A 22201-nucleotide genomic window follows, 5' to 3' on the forward strand; every position below is an offset into this window, starting at 1 on the left:
AAAGGCACCCTCAGCGGTCTTGCCCTGCAGGCGATCGACATTCTCCCCGTGGGGGAGGAGAATAGAAAGGCTAGTCCAATCCCACGCGGCCGTCGCGCACCACGAAGCGTTGTGCCCGATCTTCGAGCGCCTCGAACAGCACGGGGTCGGTGCCGGTCAGAAAGCACTGTGTTTCGAGCCCGTCGAGGGCCCCGAACAGTGCCCGGCGCCGGTCGGGATCGAGATGGGCGGCGATTTCGTCGAGCAACAGAAACGGCACGATGCCGGTCCTGATGCGCACAAGCCGCGCATGGGCCAGAATGAGTCCGATCAGCAGCGCCTTCTGCTCGCCGGTCGACCCCAGGGCCGCCGGCATGCGCTTTTGCCGATGGACCACGTCGAGATCGACCCGGTGTGGACCAGATGTGGTGCGTCCAGCCGCCCGATCAAGGCCTCGGCCCGCATGCCAGCGTTCCGCCAGCAGCGCTTCGAGGTCGGCCGAGGTCCTGGCCTCCAACCCATCCCCGAAAAGCGGGGTCAGCGACAATTGGGCAGCAGGGAAACTGCTGTCCTCAAGGCTCTCGATGATCAGCGCCTGGAGATGGGAAAGGCTGTCGGCGCGATTGAGGTGGATCGAGGCGCCGAGTTCGGCCATCTGGCTTTCGATCGCTCCGAGCCAGCGCAGGTCCCCGCCCTCTTCAAGCAGCTTGTTGCGCTGGCGCATGGCTTTTTCATAGTCGGATACGGCCGAAGAGTGCGAGGGGATCAGTGTCGTCACCAGCCGGTCAAGAAACCGCCGCCGCTCGCCTGCTGGACCGGAAAAAAGCCCGTCCATGGATGGGGTGAGCCAAAGGACGCGCAGATAATCGCTCATCGCCTCGATCGAACGGGCATTGGCGCCATTGACCCGCACGCGCCGCCCACCATCAGGCAGGGCGCCGGTGCCGATATCGGCCGGTCCCGCATCGGTCTCGATCGTGGCGGCCACGGCCCAGGTCGTGTCCGAGCCATGGCTTTGGAGGGTTTCAAAACTCGCCCCCCGCAGCCCGCGCCCGGGTGAGAGTACGGACACCGCTTCAAGCAGGTTCGTCTTGCCCGAGCCATTGGCCCCAGTCAGCACGACATGGCGCTCATCGAGATCGAGCGCCGCGGAGGCATAATTGCGGAAGGCGGTAAGGCGCAGGCGGGAGATGTGGCGGATCATTCTGAAGACCCCTCACCCTGACCCTCTCCCCAGAGGGGCGAGGGGACGATGGAGCCGAGAAACTGAGCCAAGCACCAGACCTTACCTCGCCCCATCGGGGAGAGGTCGGCGCGCCAGCGCCGGGTGAGGGGTTGCGGTATCAAGGCTGGCGCTAAAGTGCGAAGGTTACACGCGCATCGGCATCAGCACGTAAAGCGCGTTTGCCTCGCCGCCCTCTTCCTTAACCAGCGTCGGGGAATTGGCGTCATTGAACAGGAACACCGCGCTTTCCGAGCGGATCTGGCCGATGATGTCTAGCAGATACCGGGCATTAAAGCCGATCTCAAAGCTTTCGATGTCGAAGTCGACGGCGAGCTCTTCGCTGGCCGTGCCGTGGTCGGGATTGGTGACGGAAAGCTCGAGCAGGCCATCGCGGGCCTGGAGCTTGACGGCCTTGCCGCCGCGATCCGAGGCGATGGTCGAAACGCGGTCGACAGCCACCGCGAAGGCGCCACGATCGACCAGCATCTGCTTGTCGTTGTTCTTGGGCGTCACGCGATCATAGTCCGGGAAGGTGCCTTCGATCAGCTTGGAAAGAAGGACAACCGGGCCGACGGTGAAGCGGATCTTGGTGTCGGACACTTCCACATGTACATCGCCATCGACGCCATCGAGGAGCTTTTGAACCTCGCCCACGGTCTTTTTGGGCACGATGATGCCGCTCATGCCGGTCGCCCCTTCGGGCGCGGCGATCTCGGCGCGAGCCATGCGGTGCCCGTCGGTCGCAACAGCCCGGAACAGCGATCCGGCCTGGGAGCTTTCCACGGCGTGGAAATAGATGCCGTTGAGGTAGTAGCGCGTTTCTTCGTTGGAAATGGCGAACTGGGTCCGTTCGATCAGTTCGCGCAAGGATGCGGCGCCCACGTCGAATTCATGGGCAAAAGCGCCTGACTTGAGGTCAGGAAAACTATCGGGCGAAAGGCAGGCGAGATTGAAGCGCGAGCGGCCCGAGGTGAGAACCATGTTCTCCCCACCATCGGTTTCCAGGCGTACTTCGGCGCCATCGGCGAGCTTGCGCACGATTTCATAAAGCGTGTGCGCGGGAACTGTGGTGGTGCCAGGCGTCGACACCATGGCCGGCACCGATTCGGTCACCTCGATATCGAGATCGGTGGCGCGCAGCTCGACATGGTCTTCGCTCGCCTTGAACAGGACGTTGGCGAGGATGGGATAGGTGTTGCGCCGCTCCACCACTCGATGCACATGGCTCAGCGACTTGAGCAGATGGTTGCGTTCGAGCGTGACTTTCATATTCGGCATCAATCCCAAAAAAGCGCGGCAAACCCGGCCGGGGCCGGGCAGGGACGTTTACATTCTCGTAACGGGTTGGCAAGGCCGCGCGACATCTGATCGCGCCCAAGCTGTGGATCAGCTTTGAAAAAAGATCGTGACCGAGAAGCGCTCGTCCGGCGCTGCCCCCAGCTCCTCGAGCCCGGTAAACGGCACGCAGCGCTCGAGCGCAGCGAGCACGCTCTCGCGCAAGGAGGCGCGTTTGCTTGCGATCTTGGTGGTTTCCGCCGAAAGCACGGCCTCGCCATCGATCTCGCCATTGCCGAAAAAGACGATATCGAGCCCGAGCCGGAACCCCTCCTCGCCCTGCGGCACCATCCAGCAGGCCATCAGCTGCTGCTGTACGCGAATGGCGATGGCCTGGGTCTGTTTGACGTATTCGTCTTGCGTCACTGGCTGGGCCAGAACCGGCGCGGACAAGAAAAGCGTGAGAAGGAGGGTTGAAGCTCGGATCATGGCCCGCTCGTGCTTTGCCTCAGGGGCAAGATTGCGGCGGACACGAAGTTTGGCCAAAACTTTCCCCACCTGCGACGCAAGCACCACAGCATCCCCCGGTCTGGACGCTGACCGGCGCCGCAAATGGGGGTCCAACGCCTCCGCCCCATAGAGGAAGACCGGAAGGTGACGGTTCACCCTCCGGGCCAAAACCCTATTCTTCGAGCATGCGCTTCAAAAGTTCGATTTCCTGGCCGAGTTCGAGATCGTCCTTGATCATCTGCTCGACCTTGCGCACCGAATGGAGAACCGTCGTGTGATCGCGACCACCAAAGCGCCGGCCGATTTCGGGCAGCGAGCGCGAGGTCAGCGCCTTGGCCAGATACATCGCGATCTGGCGCGGGCGCACCACGTCGCGGCTGCGGCGGGCCGAGAGCAGTTCGTTGCGCGGCACCTTGTAGTGGCGCGAGACGATCTTGAGGATGTCCTCGATGCGCACGCGCTTGGCGTCGCGCGCCCGGATCAGGTCGGCCAGCGTCTTTTCGGCCAGCGGCACGGTGATCAGTTCGCCGGTCAGCTGGTTGGCGGCCACGAGCCGGTTGACGGCGCCGTCGAGATCGCGGCCATGGCTCGTCACAGCGCGAGCGACATAGTCGATCACCGGGGTGGGGAAGTGCATCCCGAAGCGCGAGGTCGCCTGGTCGGCGCGGCGCTGCACGATGGCGCGGCGCAGGTCCATGTCGAAGGTCGAGATCGGCACCACAAGCCCGCCCGACAGGCGCGAGCGCACGCGCTCGTCGAGCATTTCGAGATCGCGTGGCGGTGCGTCACCGGCCACCACCACCTGCTTGGCCCCGGTCAGGAGGGCGCCCAGCGTATGGCCGAATTCGGTGGCCGACTTGCCCTGGAGAAACTGCATGTCGTCGATCAGCAACAGGTCGACCTTGCGCAGCCACTCCTTGAAGCCGAGCGCGGACTGGCGCTGCACGGCGGTAATGAAGTGGTACATGAAGTGGTCGGCCGTCAGATAGACGATGTTCTTGGTCGCATCCGCCTGGCTCACCGCATGGGCGATGGCGTTCAGGAGGTGCGATTTGCCGAGGCCGACGGTGGAATGGATATAGACCGGGTTGAAGGTGACTGTGTTGTTGATCGCGGCATTGGCGATCTGCTTGGCCACGCCAAAAGCCATTTCATTGGCCTCGCCCGACACGAAGGTGTCGAAGGTCATGCGCTGGTCGATGGCGCTGCCGGCAAGCGCATCTCCCTTGGCCGGTTCGCGCACGAGGCGCGCCACGGGGGCCGGGCCGGCAGAGGCTTCGGCCGCAATGGCCGGGCTGGGCACGGGCTTGGCGGCCGGCGCTTCTTCCGCCGGTTCGGCAACGGCGGCGACGGGCGCGGTAGCAAGGCGCGGGCGGGCCTGGCCATTGACGCGCATTGTCACCTGGACGCGGGCGGCATCGGGCACGTCATGACGGAACGCTTCAAGAATGCGGTCTGCATAGTTGGACTGCACCCAGGAGCAGAGGAACCGAGTGGGGGCGGACAGATGCACCATGTCGTCCACCAGTTCCTCGAGCTCGAGCCGGGCGAACCAGGAGGCGAACACGTCCTCGCCCACCTCGGTCTTGAGCCGTGCCCGCACGCGCGCCCAGAGTTCACGCGGAGATTGGGAAGAATCAGTCATGGCAGTCGCATCGCTAAGGGTGAGAGAAGAGGAGGAGGATGCGTCGGCCACGGCCCAATCATCCCTCCCTGCGACAGCCTGTCTTGTCATTTGTCCTGAAGCCCTGTTTTGAATTCTGTCCGGTTGGCCCGCACGCCACCAGACCTGTGTTGCCCAGCCGGCGCTCGTGCTTGGGACACGAGACAAACGGCCACCTGTTGCCCTTTCCGCCGGAAGGGGCAGTGTCTGCGCCGCTTGCGCGCGGCGCCCTGTTCAATCTGCTGCTAGCGCTCCGTCAGCTGGCCATCGTCCTGGTCAACCGTGTCCGGCGCGGCTTGCCGCGCCAACATCGTGCTGTTTTAATGGTCATAACCAGCCCTTGCTGTTCCGGCTTCTTCAGCCGATACAGCTCCCATACTTGTCTCGTCGTGAACGGATCGGCACCGTCCAAAGGCCGTTTTCGGCCCTCGTTTTCCGTGCTGACCAGATCACTTTAGGGGGTTGGTTTTAGGCCCGCAACAGGTGAATCGCTGAAATAGGGTCTTGACTCCGAGGCAGAGTTTTTACCCTCCGGCGAGGGCTGTTTTGCCCTTTCCACAAGAGCCTGTGACTCAAAGCAGAATCGATTTTTCGCTCAGTTGAGAAGTGGTGAAAAAATTGTTCTCCGCCCCTGATTCCCCGGCTTTTATGCCGTGCTGGTCGCGGTTTACCTTTGCGTTGATAACTTAGCTAAGCGCTTGGCCGGGCAGCGCTTTCCTTCTTCGTTCAGGGCCGTTGCGGACCTGCGGCTTCCGTCATTTGTCTGATACATGACAAAGCGGCGACGAAAAAGCGTACCCAGAATCGGACAAAGAAAAAGGGCTCCTTGCGGAGCCCCTCTCATTGGTTTCCGCGTCTGCCTTTCAAGGCGCCGCGGCGATCCCGTCTCAGGCCTGGAGAGCCTTGACGCGGCTGTTGAGGCGGCTGACCTTGCGGGCCGCCAGATTGGCATGAACGATGCCCTTGGTCGCAGCGCGATTGATCTCGGGCTCGGCAGCCTTGAGGGCAGCGAAAGCCACGGCGTGATCGCCGGCGGTGATTGCTTCTTCGACCTTGCGGATAAAGGTGCGCACACGGCTGCGGCGCGACTTGTTGATCGCGGTGCGCGCTGCGATCTTGCGGGTCGCCTTCTTGGCTGACGGCGTATTGGCCATTTCGGTCCTCTTTAATCGTCCGGCCGGCAGGTCAAAAGCCGCTTTTGGCGCCCCAACCAACCGGGATGAAATGAAAGCGGCGGCCCACTGCCGCCAAGTCGGTGGGTCTATAGGGGAAAGGGGCGGAGGCGTCAACAGGCCCGGTGGCCGGGCTGCCATTTTGTTGGCGGGAGCACGTTGGCCGTGCCGAGTCACGCGCCTTTAAAAACAAGGCCCCCTCACCCGCCGGCTCTGCCGTCGGCCTCTCCCCCAAAGGGAGAGGTCGGGCCAGAGACCCGGGTGAGGGGGCCTTGCGAGTTATGACTAAGGCCTCTTCTGGCAAACCGGACAATAAAACGTCGACCGCCCCGATTGCACGATCCGCGCCACGCTGCCCGTGCAAAGCGGGGTCGGGCACGGCTCCCCTTCCCGGTCATAGACCGCGAACCGGTGCTGGAAATAGCCCGACCCGCCCTCGGCATTGCGAAAATCCCTCAGCGTTGAGCCGCCCACTTCGATCGCCTCGATCAGCACCTCGCGCACCGCATAGGCAAGATCCTCCAGCGCCTTCTTGGGCTTTTCTGCCTTGGTGAGAAGACTCCGTGCCTCGACAGTCGGCAAAATATGGGCGCGATGGAGCGCTTCGGCGACATAGATGTTGCCAAGGCCCGCCACCACGCGCTGGTCGAGCAGCGCGGCCTTGATCGGCGCCTTCTTGCCCCGGAAGGCCGCCGCCATTTCCTCTGCGTTGAAATCATTGCCGAGCGGCTCGGGCCCGAGCCCCCGCAAATAGGGCGAGCTTTCCGGGTCCTCGAACAGGTCGATGAACCCGAACCTACGCGGATCGGCATAGATGAGGTGGCTTGCCCCATGTTCGGGGTGGGTGATGGAGAACACCAGATGGTCGTGCTTGGGTTCGGTGCCGGGTTCATAATAGCGCGGCGGCTTGTCGATCCCATGTTCGGCAAAGCGCCAGGAACCGGTCATGCCCAGATGACTGAGAATCGTCCTGCCATTGTCGAGCGCAATGAGCAGATACTTTGCCCGCCGCCCCACATGGGTCACCCTCGCCCCGGTTACCTTTTCGCCAAGCCCCTCGGGAAAGGGGAAGCGCAGGTCGGGGCGGCGCAACTCGACCCTGTCGATCCGCGCACCCTCGAGCCATGGCGCGAGCCCGCGTCGGACGGTTTCCACCTCGGGCAGTTCGGGCACTTGCAACTCCTTCACCCTGCGCCTCTTTGCGCCATGGGCTTTTGACACCGCCTTATATATGGTGCCGCCAATCCAATTTGGATCCGTCATTAGACCAGCAAAGAGGCGTGAGCCATGACCGAGGCGCGCGAAACCACCCATTTCGGCGAACAGACCGTCGCCCTCGAAGACAAGCAGGGCCTCGTCAACAAGGTGTTCCATGATGTGGCAGACCGCTACGATCTCATGAACGACCTGATGAGTTTTGGCATCCATCGCCTCTGGAAGGATGCCATGGTCGCCGACCTTGCCCCGCCCCGCTCGGGCAGCCGCGCCTATCGCGTGCTCGACATGGCTGGCGGCACCGGTGACGTCGCCGAGCGCATCGTCAATGCATCCCATGGCTATGCCGAGGTCGTGGTTTCCGACATCAATTCGGACATGCTGCGGGTCGGCGCCGAGCGCGCCCGCACCTGGCGCTATCCGGCCCAGGCGAGCTTTGTCGAGGCAAATGCCGAAGAACTGCCTTTCCCGGACAGCTCCTTTGACGCCTATACGATCGCCTTCGGCATTCGCAACGTGCCGCGCATCCAAACCGCGCTTGCGGAAGCCCATCGCGTCCTCAAGCGTGGCGGGCGCATTCTCGTGCTCGAATTCTCCCAGGTCGACGTGCCGGGGTTCGACGCGGTCTATAAAAGCTTCTCCGACTCGATGATTCCGCCCATGGGCCGCGCCGTCACCGGCGACGCCCAGCCCTATCAATATCTCGTCGAATCGATCCGCAAGTTTCCCGATCCCGCCCGGTTCGATGCCATGCTTGCCACGGCTGGCTTCAAGCGCGTCAAGCACACGGCCTTCTCGGGCAATATCGCGACCCTCTTCTCGGGCTGGAAGATTTGATGGGTCCTGCCTCCTATTTCCGCCTCTTCCACGCTGGCTGGGTGCTGGCGCGGGAGGGAGCCTTTTCGGTCCTGCCTGCCGAATCCCTTCCCCCCATGATGAAACTCGGCATCCGGCTCGTGCGCCTGGTCGAGCGTCCCAGCGTGCGCAAGACCGGCCGTGTCGACCGGCTCAATGCCGCGCTCAACAAGTTGGGCCCGAGTTACGTCAAGTTCGGCCAGACGCTCGCGACCCGCCCCGATATCGTGGGGCCCCAGGCCGCAGCAGATCTGTCCGGGCTTCAGGACCGCATGCCGCCCTTTGATCCCGCGCTCGTGCCGGGCATCCTCTCGCTCGCCCTTGGCTCCAAGGCCGCTCAACTGACCGAGATCAGTCCGCCGGTCGCAGCCGCTTCCATTGCTCAGGTCCATAAGGCGAGCCTCAGCGTCCCAGGCATACCCCCCAAGACCGTGGCGGTCAAAATGCTGCGCCCGGGCGTTTCCGAGCGCTTTCACGCCGACACCAATGCGCTTTATGCCGGCGCGCGCCTTGCCGAAATCTTTGCCCCCTCGAGCCGGCGTCTCAAACCCAATGAAGTGGTCAAGACCCTTGATCATTCCATGCGTATCGAGCTCGACCTCAGGCTCGAAGCCGCCGCCATTTCGGAAATGGCGGAAAACATCAAGGACGACACCGGCTTCGTCATTCCTGAGGTGCAGTGGGATCAGGTGGCGCAAAACGTGCTCACCACCACCTGGGTCGATGGCATTCCGATTCGCGATCACGCCGCACTCGATGCGGCAGGGGTCGACCGCAAGGCGTTGGCCTCAAAAATCCTTCAGGGTTTCCTGCGCCACGCCATTCGCGACGGCTTTTTCCATGCCGACATGCATCCGGGCAATCTCTTTGCTGATCGCCTGACCGGCGATGTCATCGCTGTCGACTTCGGCATCATGGGGCGCCTCAGCATCCGCGAGCGGCGCTTTCTCGCCGACATTCTTTACGGCTTCATCACCCGCAATTACCGGCTCGTCGCCCAGCGCCATTTCGACATCGGCTATGTGCCCAAGCATCAGTCGGTCGATGATTTCACGCTCGCCATCCGATCCATCGGCGAGCCGCTCCATGGCCGCACCGCCGCAGATATTTCCATGGCCAAGGTCCTTGGCCAGCTCTTCACCATCACCGAACTCTTTCAGATGCAGACCCGGCCCGAACTGGTGCTTTTGCAAAAGTCGATGGTGCTGGTCGAGGGCGTCGCGCGCAATCTCGATCCGGACCTCGACATCTGGACCGTTGCCGAACCGGTGGTTGCCGAATGGCTCCGGCGCGAGGAGGGGCCCGTGGGACGGCTCGAAGATCTGGCCGGTCACGTCACGCGCATGAGCGAAGCGCTCGGCCGCGTGCCGACCCTGATCGCCGAAGCCGAATTGGCGCTCGCCGAACACCGGCTCATGATGTCGCGCCCACCCAATCGCCCGCTCCAGGCCGCGATCCTGGCCGTCCTCGGCGCCGCCTTCGTTGTCCTGGTCCTCGGCGCCTGGCGACTTCTTGCCATGTCGTATTAGTGTCTCCACACCACCCCTGGCGCTTCCCCTCTCCCCTCAGGGGAGAGGGTCAGGGTGAGGGGTTCAGAATTCGGTTTAATCTAAAGCTCTCAACGCCTCAATCCTACCCTTCGGGCCACCTTCGCCTTTCAGGGGGGTAGGTAAAGAACTAGCTTTTCTTGCCCCCGAGCGGCCAAGACCATAGATTGCCGCCACCGGGCTCGCGCCCCTTTTGGAGAACAGCATGGGTATCAAGGCGATCGCCAAAGTCGCGACGGCGCTGCTTGTTGGCGCCACCCTCGGCGGCTGCATCGATGCCACGCTTGAGGTGGAAGTCACGAGCGACACCTCTGCCCGGGCAACCCTGACCCAGGTGATGGGGACCGATTTTTACGCCATGACCAAGTCCGGCACCGGCAGCGGGGAGACCGGCGTCGAGGGCTTTTGTGCCGAGGGCGATCTGACTGAACACGAGGATGGCAGCGCCACCTGCACCATCGTGCAGGAAGGCACGTTCGAAGAGCTGATCACCATCAGCGAGGGCGAGGATGCCCTTCGCTTCGCCTCGCCCGCTCCCGGCCTTGTCCGCGTCGCCCTGCCGAGCGGCGAGCTCCTGGGCGATATCGGCGCCAATAGCGATCTCGATAGCGAAACCCGGCAGATGGTCGAAACCTTTTTTGCCGGCCATACCGTCACCCTACGCATTTCGGGTGGAGAAATCACCGAAACCAACATGACCATCGCTGCCGATGGCCAAAGCGCCCAAACCGTTCTGCCCTTTGTCGATCTGATCAGCGGCGAGGCCGATCTTCCTGCCGAATTCTTTGCCATTGTCCGTGCCCAATGACCTCTTCCGTTTCCATTTCCCTGCAATGGCTCGCCCATGGCGCCGGCCTTCCGCTTCCCCATGTGCAAACCGCGCTTTCGGCGGGTGCCGATCTCTGTGCGGCCGTGCCAGAGGGTGAGCCGCTGGTGCTGGCGCCCGGCGCGCGGGCCCTCGTCCCCTGCGGCTTCGCCATGGCCCTCCCGCCCGGCTACGAAGCGCAGGTGCGCCCGCGCTCCGGCCTTGCCGCCAAGCACGGCATCACCGTTCTCAATGCGCCCGGCACCATCGACGCCGATTATCGCGGCGAGGTCAAAGTGATCCTGGTCAATCTGGGCACCGAGCCATTCGCAATCGCCCGGGGCGAACGCGTGGCGCAGATGATCGTCGCTCCCGTCGTGCAACCGGTCTTCGCGGTCGTTGAAACGCTGGATGAAACCGAACGCGGCACGGGCGGCTTCGGCTCGACGGGCCGCTAGCCTTGGCCGCCGCGCCGCCCCTCACGCCGGACGAGACGCGCCGCTATGGCCGCCATCTCGTGCTCAAGGGATTCGGCGGCGCCGCCCAGCAAAAGCTCAGGGCATCGCGCATGCTGGTCATCGGCGCCGGTGGTCTTGGGAGCCCGGCGATCGCCTACCTTGCGGCGGCTGGCGTCGGGCATCTTGGCATCGTCGATCCCGACACGGTTTCCCTGTCCAATCTCCAGCGCCAGATCGTCCACAACACTGCCGGCATCGCCGAGAACAAGGCCGAAAGCGCCGCCGCCTTTGCCCACTCGCTCAACCCCCACGTAACCCTCGAAGCGCACACCACCGCGCTGACCGCCGAAAACGCCACTTCTCTTTTCAGCGCCGTTGATCTCGTTCTTGATGGCTCGGACAATCTCCTCACCCGCCGCACGGTTGCGGCAACAGCCGAAGCGGCCAGTATTCCCCTCGTATCCGGCGCCGTCTCGATGTTCTCCGGTCAGGTCACGGTTTTTGCCCCCCATCTCGGCGGCCCCCGCCACGACGCGCTCTTTTCGCCAGATGCGGACGACGCGAGCCTTCCCTCCTGCGAACTCAACGGCATTCTCGGACCCGTCACCGGCGTCATCGGCACCCTCATGGCCATGGAAGCCATAAAACTTGTCACCGGCGTGGGCACCCCGCTGATCGGCCGGGTCCTGCTCTATGACGGCCGCGACGCCCGCTTCGAGGAAATCACCTACTAGCCGCCGTGCCTTCCCATTGTGGCCAAGACCTCCCGATGATACGCCAACACAGAGGCAAACGCGATCTGCCCCTCCCCCTTCTGGAGGGGGAGGCTAGGAGGGGGTAAAAGGCATTCTCCAAACCCACGCCCCAGAACAAAAAAGGCGGGTCCATCGACCCGCCTTCTTCAATTCCAAAACGCTGTCGCCTTATTTGGGCGCCAGCACCATGACCATCTGCCGGCCTTCCGAGCGCGGCTGGCTTTCGACCTTGGCGATCGCGTCCATCTGCTCCTTGACCTTGACCAGAAGCTGCATGCCGATGTCCTGGTGGGCCATTTCGCGGCCGCGGAAACGCATCGTCACCTTGACCCGGTCGCCATCGCCCAGAAACCGCTGCACAGCCTTCATCTTGGTTTCGTAGTCATGGGTATCGATGTTCGGCCGGAGCTGAACTTCCTTGACTTCGATAACCTTCTGCTTCTTGCGCGCTTCGGCCGCCTTTTTCTGGGCGGCATATTTGTAGCGTCCAAGATCGAGCATCTTGGCAACCGGCGGGTTGGAGTTCGCCGCGATGATCACCAGGTCGAGCCCGGCTTCCTGCGCTTCGGTCAGCGCATCACGCGTTCGAACGACACCGCGGTTTTCGCCTTCGGCATCGATAAGCTGGATGTCGGGGCTGGTAATGTCCTCATTGGCAAGCGGCCCATCTTTCTGGGGCGCCGTGGGTCTCATTGGACGACGAATGGCAAGCGTTCCTTGTGCTGTTCATGCCTGGGGGTGAATTGCGCCATAAAATCGTGTTACCGACCTGTAAAGTCAACTGGCCGTCTTGCGGTTTTTCCAGCTGTTGCCTTCCGGCTACGGCGGCTTGTGTGACAGCAAAACGACAAGACAAGGCCTCGGTTCCCGTTGACTTCCCAAGTCCTGCAAACGCTTAGCCTCGGCAAGGGCGCCGAAAACCGCACCATTGCCTACCTCCAGCGGCCCGGCCGGGCGCCTGGGCTTTTCTGGCTCAATGGTTTTCGATCGGTAATGAGTGGCGCCAAGGCGAGCGCTCTTGATGCCCTGGGCGCCCGGGAGGGGCTTGCGGTTACCCGATTCGATTATTCAGGTCATGGCCAGTCGGGAGGACTCTTCGAAGATGGTACCGTTTCGCGCTGGCTCGAAGAAGCCATCGCCGTCTTTGCAAGAACCGTGGGACCACAGATCGTCATCGGCTCCTCGATGGGCGGCTGGCTCGCCCTGCTGCTCGCCCGGCATCTGCACCGGAAAGGAGCCGCCCCGCTCAAGGGTCTCGTGCTCATCGCCCCTGCGGTCGACGCCACGCGCGACTTGATTCTGGCCCGCTTTTCAGCCGCCGAACGCGCTGAGCTGGCGCGCCGCGGCTATCTCGAACGCCAAAGTGCCTATGGCGATGGCGCCTATCGCTATACGAAACGCCTTCTTGAGGATGGCGACAACCACCTTCTTTTCGGTAGCGTCATCGAAACCGGCTGTGCGGTCCATATCCTCCAGGGCGGAGAGGACCCCGACGTGCCGCCCGCCCACGCCCAGAAGCTACTGACCCACCTTCTTCACGATCCCGCCACCCTGACCATGATCCCCGATGGCGATCACCGGCTGAGCCGCCCAGGCGACCTCGACCGTCTCACGCGCATCGTTCTGGGCATGGTCTGAACGGCGGCAGCTCAGCGTGTCTGCAGTTTCGTCTTCTGCTGCCCCGCGCCGTCGAAATTGGCCGGGTCAAGCCACCGCTCATATTCCGCCCGCAGATCCGGCCATTCGCTATCGAGAATCGAGAACCACGCCGTGTCCCGGCTCTCGCCCTTGACGATCATGTCATTGCGGAACACCCCTTCGTGCCGGAAGCCGAAGCGTCTTGCCGCTGCCGCCGATGGCTCGTTCCTGGTGTTGCACTTCCATTCGAGCCGCCGATAGCCCAGCGCATCGAAGGCGTGTTGGGCAAAAAGGAAAAAAGCCTCGGTCGAGAGCCTGCTGCGTGCCATGGGCAAGCCCCAATAGATCGCGCCGATCTCGACCGAGCCATGTTCGGGCCGGATGCGCATCCAGGCCTGCTGTCCGACGACGCGACCAGTGGCCTTGTCGATCACCGCTACATAGCGATCCGGCCCCATATTTGCGGCGACGATCCGCTCTTCCATGTCGGCAAGCGAAGCCGGTGCCTCGCGGGGCAGGTAGCGATAGCGCTCAGCCCCACCCTCCATGGTGCTCACCGCGAAAAGATCGGGCGCATGCCCTGGCTCGAACGGTTCGAGCCCCACATAGCGTCCATCGAGCACCACCCGCTCGGGCGCGGAAATGGCCGGTTTCACGTTCATCCCCGTGCCTCCCAGATCGCGTCGAGCCCCGAGCGATAATCGGGATAAAGCAGCTCAATCCCCAGCGCATCCTTGATCGCCCGGTTCGAAACGCGTTTGTTGTCAGCATAAAAGCTGCGGGCCATCGGCGTCATTTCCGCCTCTTCGAAGTTTACCTCGGGCGGTGGCGCGATGCCCATCTTGCCGGCGGCATAGGTGATCAGATCCTGCGGAGGACCGGGCTCGTCATCGGCAAGGTTGAAGATGCCATCGAGCCGCCGCTCCGCCGCCAGCGCCGTTATCCGTCCGATATCGGCGGCGTGGATGCGGTTGAACACCTGACCCTGCTTGACCACCCGCCGCGCCGTGCCGTCGGCCAGTTTGTCGAAGCTCGAACGGCCAGGCCCATAAATGCCGGCAAGCCGCAATATGGTAAGCGGCACGCCACGTTGGCGCGCATAGTCAATCCATTCCCGCTCGGCCGCCACCCGGTGCCGCGAACGGTCGTTGCGCGGATCGAGCGCCGCCCCTTCATCGATCCAGGCGCCCCCGAAATCCCCATAGACACCCACCGTGGAATAATAGCAGAGCCATTGGAGATCCGGCATCGCATCGAGATCGCGCCGGTGGTGGCGCAAAGCCACATCGCCCTCCCGATCCGGAGCGATCGAGACCACCACATGGCTGGCCGTGCTTAAGGCTGGTCCCACTTCGGGCCCGGGTTCCGCTCCACTGAATTGAAGAGCATTTGTGCCACCAATCGACAGCACTTGCGCTTTTTCGGGGCCCCGAACGGTTCCCGAGATGCTAGCAAATCCACCGCGTCTGCGCATGAATTCGACACTCGCAAGCGAGGAATATCCCAGCCCGAAAAAGAAGACGCGCATCACTTGTCCCCGGTCCCAATCCGCCCGAAATCCCTAGAAATCGAGGTCCGCATAGCCCTTGCTGGGCTGCATGGCAACGACCCGGTCGTTGAGCAGCGTGCGGAAGGCGGGGCGGGATTTAAGGCGCGAATACCAGTCCCGTGTTTCCGCCGATTTGGTCCAGTCGATATCGCCCATATAGTCGAGGGTCGACAGATGCGCGGCCAGCGCGAAGTCGGCCAGGGTCATCTCGTCCCCCGCCAGCCAGCGGCGGCTCGCCAGCAACCAGTTGAAATACAACAAATGTTCGGCAAGGTTTGCCTTTGCCGCGCGCAACACCGAAGGCTCGGGCGTTGCCCCCTTCATGTCCCGCTTGGCAATTTTTTCTTCGACCAGGTAGCGCGTCACCTCGTCGTTGAACTTGACCAGCATCCATTCCACCAGCCGCCACATTTCGGCGCGCTCCAGCGGATCGGCCGGCACCAGCCCGCCTACGGTCTCGAGCGTATAGATATCCTCCACCGCATGCACTGCGGCGAGAATACCGATCACCGGCATGTCGCTTTCTGTCACCAAAATGGGCAGCGTCGCCGCCGGATTGAGCTCGAGCAGGTGTTCCTCGCGCAACCAGGGCCGGATTTCCTCGAGGTCGAGCGGCACGCCATATTCGGCACACATCAGCCGGATCAACCGGGAAGCAGGATCGAGAGGATGATGCACGAGCGTTGGCATGAAATGACTCTGAGATGACGCTGGGCCGCAGCATTGCTCTTGCTTGGCGCCAAAAGCGAACATGGCTAGAAAGGAGCAACTGACCCGAAAGACGAGTTAGGGGATCAAATGAACGCCGATCAAGGTCTTTTTGTGCCCCTGGTGCTCGGAATTCTCGAAGGGCTTACCGAATTCATACCGGTCAGCTCCACCGGCCACCTGCTGCTGGCCGGGCATTTCTTCGGCCTTACCCAGCCGGCCACCTTTATCGTGCTGATCCAGCTCGGCGCCATTCTGGCCATCGTTACGGTCTATTTCGCCCGTCTTGCGCTTCTCCTGCGCGATGCACTGGCCGGCCGTAAGCAGGCCTGGCACTTCGCACTTTCGGTGGTTCTCGCCTGTGTGCCGGCTGTGCTTGCCGGCGTTCTCCTGCGCGATTTCATTCAGGGCGATCTCTGGGAGTCGGCCGCACTGATCTGCTGGACCCTTCTTGCCGGGGGCATCGTGCTCCTTGTGGTCGATCGCCTCAAGCTTGAGCCAAGATACGACGATATCTACACCTTTCCCTGGCGGCTCGCTCTGATTGTCGGGCTTTTCCAAATGCTTTCGCTGGTGCCGGGCGTGTCTCGCTCCGGTTCGACCGTAGTCGGCGGCATGCTGTTCGGCGCCACCAAGCGCGCCGCCGCCGAGTTCACCTTTTTTATCGCCCTGCCCATCATGGTCGGCGCCTTTGGCTACGATCTCTACAAAAGCCGCGACCTGATCGATGCCTCGATCGCTCTCGATGTCGCCGTCGGCTTTGCCGTCGCGTTCCTTGCGGGCGCGCTGGTCGTGCGCTACCTCCTCGGCTTCGTCAGCCGCTACGGCTTCGCCCCCTTTGCCTGGTGGCGCATCGCAGTGGGTTTCTGCGGCCTGATCAGCATCTACGCCTTCGGCCGCTGAAGACGGGCCCATCTTCACCTCTCCCTCTGGGGGAGAGGTTGGGCCGAAGGCCCGGGTCAGCGCGCGGCGGGATCGACCCCACGATAGGTCGCTGGAATCGAAAAATACGAACGCGGAATATCGACGCCCTTTTCGACGTCGTAGAGCGAGAAGGTCAGTTCCGCTCCGCTCGGCTCGACAAGGCTCCACTGGGAGAGATCCTTGGTCTCGACATCAAAGATCAGCGACACCTGCACGGTGCCGGCCACCGTCTCATCCACCACGGTGATGGCCATATAGCCGTCCGAGGTGGTGACATCGAGTACATTGGCATTGAGCAGGTTGATCTGCTCTCCCAGAAACTGCCGCAGCGGGATCGTGTCCTGGGGATAGGCGTAATAGGTCTCGTCCTGCCGGTTGAGCACATAAAAGCCCCGTCCAACCGACACGATTTCTTCGCGGCTCGGCGGATTGTAGCGGAAGCGCACCTTGTCCGGCCGTTCGAGGAAAAACGTGCCCTCCGTCCGTCCGCCATTGGTGTCGATCTGCAAGAACCGGCCGACCATGGTGCGGATGGCTGAATTATGAGCGTTGATTTCGCCGATCAGCTGCTGCTCTTCGGGGGTAAGCGTTCGCCCTTGCGCAAGGACCGGCAAAACGGGGGCCAGAGCAAAAGCGGCACCGAGCAGAAGAGCATGGCGGCGAATCATCGGCGGGATATCCTCGCGAGGGTTTTGGGGTCTAAACTAACCTAGGAAGCAATTGCGGCAAGAGCGGGAAGGTTCCCGCGCGGTGTCGGGTTCCGGAGCATCTTTGCTGAAGCGGTTTTCTGGACATCTCTTCTGTCCACCGTCGTTGAAAGGGTGCGCAGGGGCTCAGCCTGAGGCCCCCCGAAGGGCAGCCCAATCCCTTGCCTGTCCTCCGCAGCGCCGGGGACCCGGGGATAAGTTTCTCGCTTCAAACAAAAACCCCGGCGCAAGGCCGGGGTTTTCAAAGGCTTAGCGACGCTTTTCAGTAGCCGTCGGCATTGTTGCCGACGAGGATTTCCCGCTTGCCCGCGTGGTTGGCCGGGCTGATCACGCCTTCGCGCTCCATGCGCTCGATCAAGGTTGCGGCCTTGTTGTAGCCGATCGCGAGACGGCGCTGGACATAGGAGGTCGAGGCCTTCTTGTCGGTCAGAACCACATGCACCGCCTTGTCGTAGAGCTCGTCGCCCGAACCGGCATAGTCGTCGCCGCCCGAGGCGCCGCCATCCATGCCACCTTCATCCTCTTCCTCGGTGACCGAATCGAGATAGTCCGGCGCGCCTTGGCTCTTGAGGTGGTTGACGACGCTTTCGACCTCGTTGTCAGAGACAAAGGCGCCATGGAGGCGCTTGGTGCGGCCGCCGGATGCCATGTAGAGCATGTCGCCATTGCCGAGCAGCTGTTCGGCGCCCTGCTCGCCCAGAATGGTGCGGGAGTCGATCTTGGACGTCACCATGAACGAGATACGGGTGGGGAAATTGGCCTTGATCGTGCCGGTGATCACGTCCACCGATGGGCGCTGGGTTGCTGTGATCATGTGAATGCCGGCGGCACGCGCCATCTGCGCCAGGCGTTGGATGGCGCCTTCGATTTCCTTGCCCGCGACCATCATCAGGTCGGCCATTTCGTCGACAATAACAACGATATAGGGGAGTGGTTCGAGGTTGAACTCTTCGCTCTCGAAGATCGCTTCGCCCGTTTCGCGGTCGAACCCGGTTTGCACCGTGCGGGTGATCGTGCGGCCTTCCTTGGCGGCCTCGGTCACGCGCTGGTTGAAGCCGTCGATATTGCGGACCCCGATCTTGCTCATCTTGCGATAGCGATCTTCCATCTCGCGCACGGCCCATTTGAGCGCGACCACGGCCTTTTGCGGGTCGGTTACGACCGGAGTCAGCAGGTGCGGAATGCCGTCATAGATCGACAGTTCCAGCATCTTGGGGTCGATCATGATCATGCGGCACTGCTCGGGGCTCATCTGGTAGAGCAGCGAGAGAATGAAGGTATTGATACCCACCGACTTACCCGAACCGGTGGTACCGGCAATCAGCAGGTGCGGCATGCGCGCCAGGTCAGCGATGATCGGCTCGCCGCCAATGGTCTTGCCCAGGCAGATAGGCAGCTTGCCCTTCATCTTCTCGAAGTCGGACGAGGCCAGCATTTCCCGGAAGAACACGGTTTCGCGCGTCTGATTGGGCAATTCGATGCCGATGGCATTGCGGCCCGGCACGACGGCGACGCGGGCCGAAATCGCCGACATCGAGCGGGCGATATCGTCGGCCAGCGAAATCACGCGGCTCGACTTGATGCCCGGGGCGGGCTCAAGTTCGAAGAGGGTCACCACAGGACCGGGGCGCACATTGATGATGTCGCCCTTGACGCCGAAATCGCCGAGCACTTCCTCGAGACGGCGGGCCATTTCTTCGAGACGTTCCGGCGCATGCTCGGGCGAGGGCCCTGAGCGCTTGGGTTCGGCCAGAAGGCTCAGCGCCGGCAGCTCGAAGCCCTGCGGTTCGTCGAGAAGGCTGGGCTGAGCTTCGCGGAACACGCGCTGACCCTGGGCCGGGCGCGGGGCAGGGGCGGTGACGCGGGGTGCGGAATGGTCGACCGGAGTAAAGCGGGAATCGCCCCGCTGGGTATGATTGGCCGCGGTCTGCAACACCGGCATATCGGGCGTGAAGGGAACGGCATCGTCCTCTTCCTCGTCCGGATAATCGATCTCGGCATCGTTGTAATCGGTTTCGACATTGACGCGGCTGCGCGGCGCAGCGGCTGGCATGGCATCGAGGACCGGCTCGACCGGGGCATGGATGCGGCGCTGCGTCGGGGCCTGAACCTCGGGCACGTACGAGCCATCTTCTTCACCGAGGCCCGGCTCGATATCGTGGTCGCCCAGTTCGTCGGGTTCGACGCGCGCGGCATGGTGGGCTCGGGCCCGCCGCCAGGCGGTGCGCACCGAATAGCCCATGTGCACCAGGGCGCCGAGGGCCACTTCCACCAGCGGATTGGGCTCGGCTTCGTCTTCGTCCTCGGACGCGTTGCGCTTGGCGCTGCCGGCCTTGGCAGGCTGTGCGGCGACCGAGCTGCCAAGCCCCATGGCGACCCAAAGTGCGGCAAAAGCGGGAATGGCGATGATGATCGCAAACAGCGTCGCGGTAACCGGCTGGGGCGTATCCCCGGTGATCAGACCAGACAGATTGGTAAACAGCATGCCCGCAAGTCCGCCTAGCCCGGTGGGCAGCGGCCAGGTAGTGGGAGTGGGCGAAAAGGCAAAAACGCCGGTCGAGAGCAATACCGCCCCGATCCAGGAGAGGACACGCAGCGGCAGATGCGTGGGGCGGCGGCGCCGGGTCAGCGTCCAGCCCCACAGTGCCAGCGGCACGGTCAAGACGATGCCGCCAAGCCCGAGGAATTGAAAGACGATATCGGCAATCACTGCGCCGGGAAAACCGAGCCAGTTCTGCGCGACCTTGGTCGTTGCATAGGAAAGCGAGGGGTCATCGACCGACCAGGTGCTGAGGGAGATCAGAATGATGGCCGAAAGGCCCAGCAGCAGCATGCCGGCCGTCCGCAAGGGGATGCGGATCGAGATCACCGGTGCCGGTTTTGGCATCGCAGCGGCAGTTTTCTTGCGGGTCGCTCCACGCGGCGGCACGGGGCGGACATCATCAAGCGTCGGGACGGGATGGCTGGGCATGGCACGCATTACTGTTCCGGGGCAGCGACCCATTCGCAGGGCCCCGTATTGCCCGTCATGCTAAACGGGGGTGGTTAATCGGGTGCTAACCGAGGTCTGGCCCGGTAAACACCTTTCTTCCATCCCTCAGATGCGTGGATCCGCGGGAGCTGAGCTGCCCTTCAGTAAAATCGGGAAAATGCTTCCCCGTGGAGTGCGGCCTGCCTTGTGCGTGGGAAGCCTCTGTGGCGGGCCAAGAGGAAGCAGGCCGCACGCCACGGGAAAGAGACGGCGCCGTGGCGCCGCCTATGACCACTGAACGATCAGTTATAGGCGCGTTCGCCATGGGTCGTCAGATCAAGGCCGTCGCTTTCGCCGGCCTCGCTGACCCGCGCCCCGCCGAAGATCGCCTTGACGATCAGCATGGCAACAAGAGCCACGACGCCGGACCAGACGATAGCAATGATCACACCTGTCAGCTGCACCATGAACTGACCGGTAATCGAATAGGCAGCGGCATCGCCCAACGGATAGCCTCCAAGGCCCGGCGCTGCCACGATGGCCGTGCCGAGCGCCCCAACGATGCCGCCCACGCCGTGAATGCCGAAGACGTCGAGCGAATCGTCATATTTCAGCATCGGCTTGAGGGTGACGACGGCCCAGAGACAAACGATGCCGGCAATGGCACCGAGCACGATCGCCCCACCCACACCGGCAAAGCCCGCCGCTGGCGTAATAGCCACGAGACCGGCAACGGCTCCCGAAACGGCGCCCAGCGCCGAGGCGTGGCCGCGGGTAATGCGTTCCCCGAGGGCCCAGGCCAGGGCACCGGCCGCCGGAGCCAGAACCGTGTTGATCAGCGCCACGGCCGCGAGGGCATTGGCTTCCAGATTCGAGCCGGCATTGAAGCCAAACCAGCCGAACCAGAGGAGCCCGGCACCGACATAGGTGAGAACCAGGTTATGCGGCGGGATCGGCTCTCGCATGAAGCCCATGCGTGGCCCAAGGACAATGGCGGCGACAAGCGCAGCGACGCCGGAATTGATGTGCACCACGGTGCCGCCGGCAAAGTCATAGGCGCCCATGCCAAACAAAAGGCCCGGACCCGACCACACCATGTGCGCCATGGGCACGTAAGAGAAGGTGAACCAGATGGCGAGGAACGCCATCAACGCGCCGAACTTCATGCGTTCGGCGATGCCGCCCACGATCAGGGTCGAGGTGATGCAGGCGAAAGTGAGCTGGAAGACAACAAAGACCAGTTCGGGCAGTTCGAAGCCCGAAGAGAAGGTCGCGGCGGTGGATTCAAGTGTCACGCCGGACAGGAAGAACTTCGAGAAATCGCCGATGAAAGCTGACAGACCACCTTCGGTAGGACCCGCAAAGGCCAAGGAATAGCCATAGGCCACCCAGAGAATGGCGATCATCGAAAAAGCGAGGAAGACTTGGGTCAGCACCGAGAGAATGTTCTTGGCGCGCACGAGGCCGCCGTAGAACAGGGCAAGGCCGGGAATGGTCATGACGATGACGACCATGGTGGAGACGAGCATCCAGGCGACGTCCCCCTTGTCGACGACGGCAGCGGCTTCTTCGACGGCTTCGGCTGCAGCGGCAACCCCGGGAGCAGCCTCCTGGGCAAGGGCTGGCAGTGCCAGCAAGAGGGAGGCCAATCCAGCACCCCCGAGCATTCTGACGAGTTTCATTCTGTGTTCTCCGGAGGACACTTAAAGAGCTGAGGCGCCGGTTTCCCCGGTGCGGATGCGGGTTACGGCCAGTAGATCAAGGATGAAAATCTTGCCATCGCCGATCCGGCCAGTCTGGGCGGAGTCGCGGATGGCGCTGCTCACCGCATCGGCAAGGGCATCGTCGACGGCGATTTCGAGCTTGAGCTTGGGCAGGAAGTGCACGGCATATTCGGTGCCGCGATAGATCTCCGAGTGACCCTTCTGACGTCCGTAGCCCTTCACCTCCGTCACGGTCATGCCGTGCACGTCGAGCGAATTGAGCGCCTGCCGAACCTCTTCGAGCCGGGACGGCTTGATGATGGCAACCACCAGTTTCATTTGACCCCCTTGTCGCCCTTCGGCGCGATTGGAATGAAAAGGGAGAGTCAAACCGCATGCCAAATCAGGATGCAGGGAAATATCTAAGCTTATCAGTGAGCTAGTTCGATCGCACGCAAAGCGGCGCGGAATGTCGCAGCAGTTTGCGCAATCCTTGAGCAGTTATCGTCAAGGCTGCCGGATATTTCGGCAGCGCTTGCAAT

Annotated in this window: 21 protein-coding genes; 7 read left to right on the top strand and 14 right to left on the bottom strand. The window is 62.7% G+C overall.

Features of this window, described 5'->3' with window-relative positions:
* Positions 1-70: 70 nt before the first annotated feature.
* The 6 genes from recF to mutM form a co-directional block, all read right to left on the bottom strand.
* Entirely contained in the window at positions 71-1183 is a 1113-nt protein-coding gene (recF, locus tag BM364_RS15815) for a DNA replication/repair protein RecF (RefSeq protein ID WP_092426234.1), read from the bottom strand.
* A gap of 165 nt (positions 1184-1348) precedes the next feature.
* Complete coding sequence (dnaN, locus tag BM364_RS15820) at positions 1349-2473, bottom strand: DNA polymerase III subunit beta (RefSeq protein WP_092426235.1); 1125 nt, start codon at positions 2471-2473, stop codon at positions 1349-1351.
* 117 nt (positions 2474-2590) lie between these two features.
* Positions 2591-2968: a hypothetical protein gene (locus BM364_RS15825; RefSeq protein ID WP_139232606.1), complete on the bottom strand. Its 378-nt coding sequence runs from the start codon at positions 2966-2968 to the stop codon at positions 2591-2593.
* A 193-nt stretch (positions 2969-3161) separates the two neighbouring features.
* Positions 3162-4634: a chromosomal replication initiator protein DnaA gene (dnaA, locus tag BM364_RS15830; protein ID WP_092426238.1), complete on the bottom strand. Its 1473-nt coding sequence runs from the start codon at positions 4632-4634 to the stop codon at positions 3162-3164.
* A 905-nt stretch (positions 4635-5539) separates the two neighbouring features.
* The gene (gene rpsT / locus BM364_RS15835; protein ID WP_092426240.1) at positions 5540-5806 is read right to left on the bottom strand and encodes a 30S ribosomal protein S20; all 267 of its coding nucleotides are present in this window, start codon (positions 5804-5806) and stop codon (positions 5540-5542) included.
* Between the two features lie 303 nt (positions 5807-6109).
* The gene (gene mutM, locus BM364_RS15840) at positions 6110-6997 is read right to left on the bottom strand and encodes a bifunctional DNA-formamidopyrimidine glycosylase/DNA-(apurinic or apyrimidinic site) lyase (RefSeq protein ID WP_092426402.1); all 888 of its coding nucleotides are present in this window, start codon (positions 6995-6997) and stop codon (positions 6110-6112) included.
* Positions 6998-7111: 114 nt separating this feature from the next.
* Here mutM and ubiE point away from each other — a divergent pair, with 114 nt between their 5' ends.
* The 5 genes from ubiE to BM364_RS15865 all read left to right on the top strand — a co-directional run bounded on the left by ubiE (position 7112) and on the right by BM364_RS15865 (position 11438).
* The gene (gene ubiE / locus BM364_RS15845) at positions 7112-7876 is read left to right on the top strand and encodes a bifunctional demethylmenaquinone methyltransferase/2-methoxy-6-polyprenyl-1,4-benzoquinol methylase UbiE (protein ID WP_092426242.1); all 765 of its coding nucleotides are present in this window, start codon (positions 7112-7114) and stop codon (positions 7874-7876) included.
* Positions 7873-9423 carry a 2-polyprenylphenol 6-hydroxylase gene (gene ubiB / locus BM364_RS15850; protein ID WP_425284906.1) on the top strand — a complete coding sequence of 517 codons (1551 nt, stop codon included), beginning with the start codon at positions 7873-7875 and terminating at the stop codon, positions 9421-9423. The genes ubiE and ubiB overlap by 4 nt, the downstream gene beginning before the upstream one ends.
* Positions 9424-9646: 223 nt before the next feature.
* The gene (locus BM364_RS15855) at positions 9647-10249 is read left to right on the top strand and encodes a hypothetical protein (protein ID WP_092426246.1); all 603 of its coding nucleotides are present in this window, start codon (positions 9647-9649) and stop codon (positions 10247-10249) included.
* A complete protein-coding gene (gene dut, locus BM364_RS15860; protein ID WP_092426248.1) occupies positions 10246-10704 on the top strand; it encodes a dUTP diphosphatase in 459 nt (152 codons plus the stop codon). Before BM364_RS15855 ends, dut begins: the two co-directional genes overlap by 4 nt.
* Positions 10705-10706: 2 nt before the next feature.
* Entirely contained in the window at positions 10707-11438 is a 732-nt protein-coding gene (locus BM364_RS15865) for a HesA/MoeB/ThiF family protein (RefSeq protein WP_092426250.1), read from the top strand.
* 189 nt (positions 11439-11627) lie between these two features.
* On the opposite strand, the gene infC is transcribed toward BM364_RS15865, so the two are convergent.
* Positions 11628-12164, bottom strand: coding sequence for a translation initiation factor IF-3 (gene infC, locus BM364_RS15870; RefSeq protein WP_175528642.1), 537 nt, complete (start codon positions 12162-12164; stop codon positions 11628-11630).
* A 165-nt stretch (positions 12165-12329) separates the two neighbouring features.
* Here infC and BM364_RS15875 point away from each other — a divergent pair, with 165 nt between their 5' ends.
* The gene (locus BM364_RS15875; protein WP_092426252.1) at positions 12330-13097 is read left to right on the top strand and encodes an alpha/beta hydrolase; all 768 of its coding nucleotides are present in this window, start codon (positions 12330-12332) and stop codon (positions 13095-13097) included.
* 11 nt (positions 13098-13108) lie between these two features.
* On the opposite strand, the gene BM364_RS15880 is transcribed toward BM364_RS15875, so the two are convergent.
* The 3 genes from BM364_RS15880 to BM364_RS15890 are packed head-to-tail and all read right to left on the bottom strand — an operon-like array spanning position 13109 to position 15336.
* Entirely contained in the window at positions 13109-13759 is a 651-nt protein-coding gene (locus tag BM364_RS15880; RefSeq protein ID WP_092426253.1) for a GNAT family N-acetyltransferase, read from the bottom strand.
* The gene (locus BM364_RS15885; RefSeq protein WP_092426255.1) at positions 13756-14625 is read right to left on the bottom strand and encodes an NAD-dependent epimerase/dehydratase family protein; all 870 of its coding nucleotides are present in this window, start codon (positions 14623-14625) and stop codon (positions 13756-13758) included. The genes BM364_RS15880 and BM364_RS15885 overlap by 4 nt, the downstream gene beginning before the upstream one ends.
* A 33-nt stretch (positions 14626-14658) precedes the next feature.
* Positions 14659-15336: a glutathione S-transferase family protein gene (locus BM364_RS15890; protein ID WP_175528636.1), complete on the bottom strand. Its 678-nt coding sequence runs from the start codon at positions 15334-15336 to the stop codon at positions 14659-14661.
* A 108-nt stretch (positions 15337-15444) separates the two neighbouring features.
* On the opposite strand from BM364_RS15890, the gene BM364_RS15895 reads away from it, so the two are divergent.
* Positions 15445-16257: an undecaprenyl-diphosphate phosphatase gene (locus tag BM364_RS15895; protein WP_092426258.1), complete on the top strand. Its 813-nt coding sequence runs from the start codon at positions 15445-15447 to the stop codon at positions 16255-16257.
* A gap of 56 nt (positions 16258-16313) precedes the next feature.
* Here BM364_RS15895 and BM364_RS15900 read toward each other — a convergent pair whose 3' ends face one another.
* The 4 genes from BM364_RS15900 to BM364_RS15915 all read right to left on the bottom strand — a co-directional run bounded on the left by BM364_RS15900 (position 16314) and on the right by BM364_RS15915 (position 21998).
* Positions 16314-16946, bottom strand: a complete 633-nt coding sequence (locus BM364_RS15900) for a LolA family protein (RefSeq protein ID WP_092426260.1) — start codon at positions 16944-16946, stop codon at positions 16314-16316.
* Between the two features lie 301 nt (positions 16947-17247).
* On the bottom strand, positions 17248-19818 hold the full coding sequence (locus BM364_RS15905) for a DNA translocase FtsK (RefSeq protein ID WP_483088808.1): 2571 nt from the start codon (positions 19816-19818) through the stop codon (positions 17248-17250).
* Positions 19819-20258: 440 nt separating this feature from the next.
* Positions 20259-21638, bottom strand: coding sequence for an ammonium transporter (locus BM364_RS15910; protein ID WP_092426262.1), 1380 nt, complete (start codon positions 21636-21638; stop codon positions 20259-20261).
* A gap of 21 nt (positions 21639-21659) precedes the next feature.
* Complete coding sequence (locus BM364_RS15915; RefSeq protein WP_092426264.1) at positions 21660-21998, bottom strand: P-II family nitrogen regulator; 339 nt, start codon at positions 21996-21998, stop codon at positions 21660-21662.
* Positions 21999-22201 lie beyond the last annotated feature (203 nt).

Source organism: Devosia crocina (assembly GCF_900116545.1).
GTDB lineage: Bacteria > Pseudomonadota > Alphaproteobacteria > Rhizobiales > Devosiaceae > Devosia > Devosia crocina.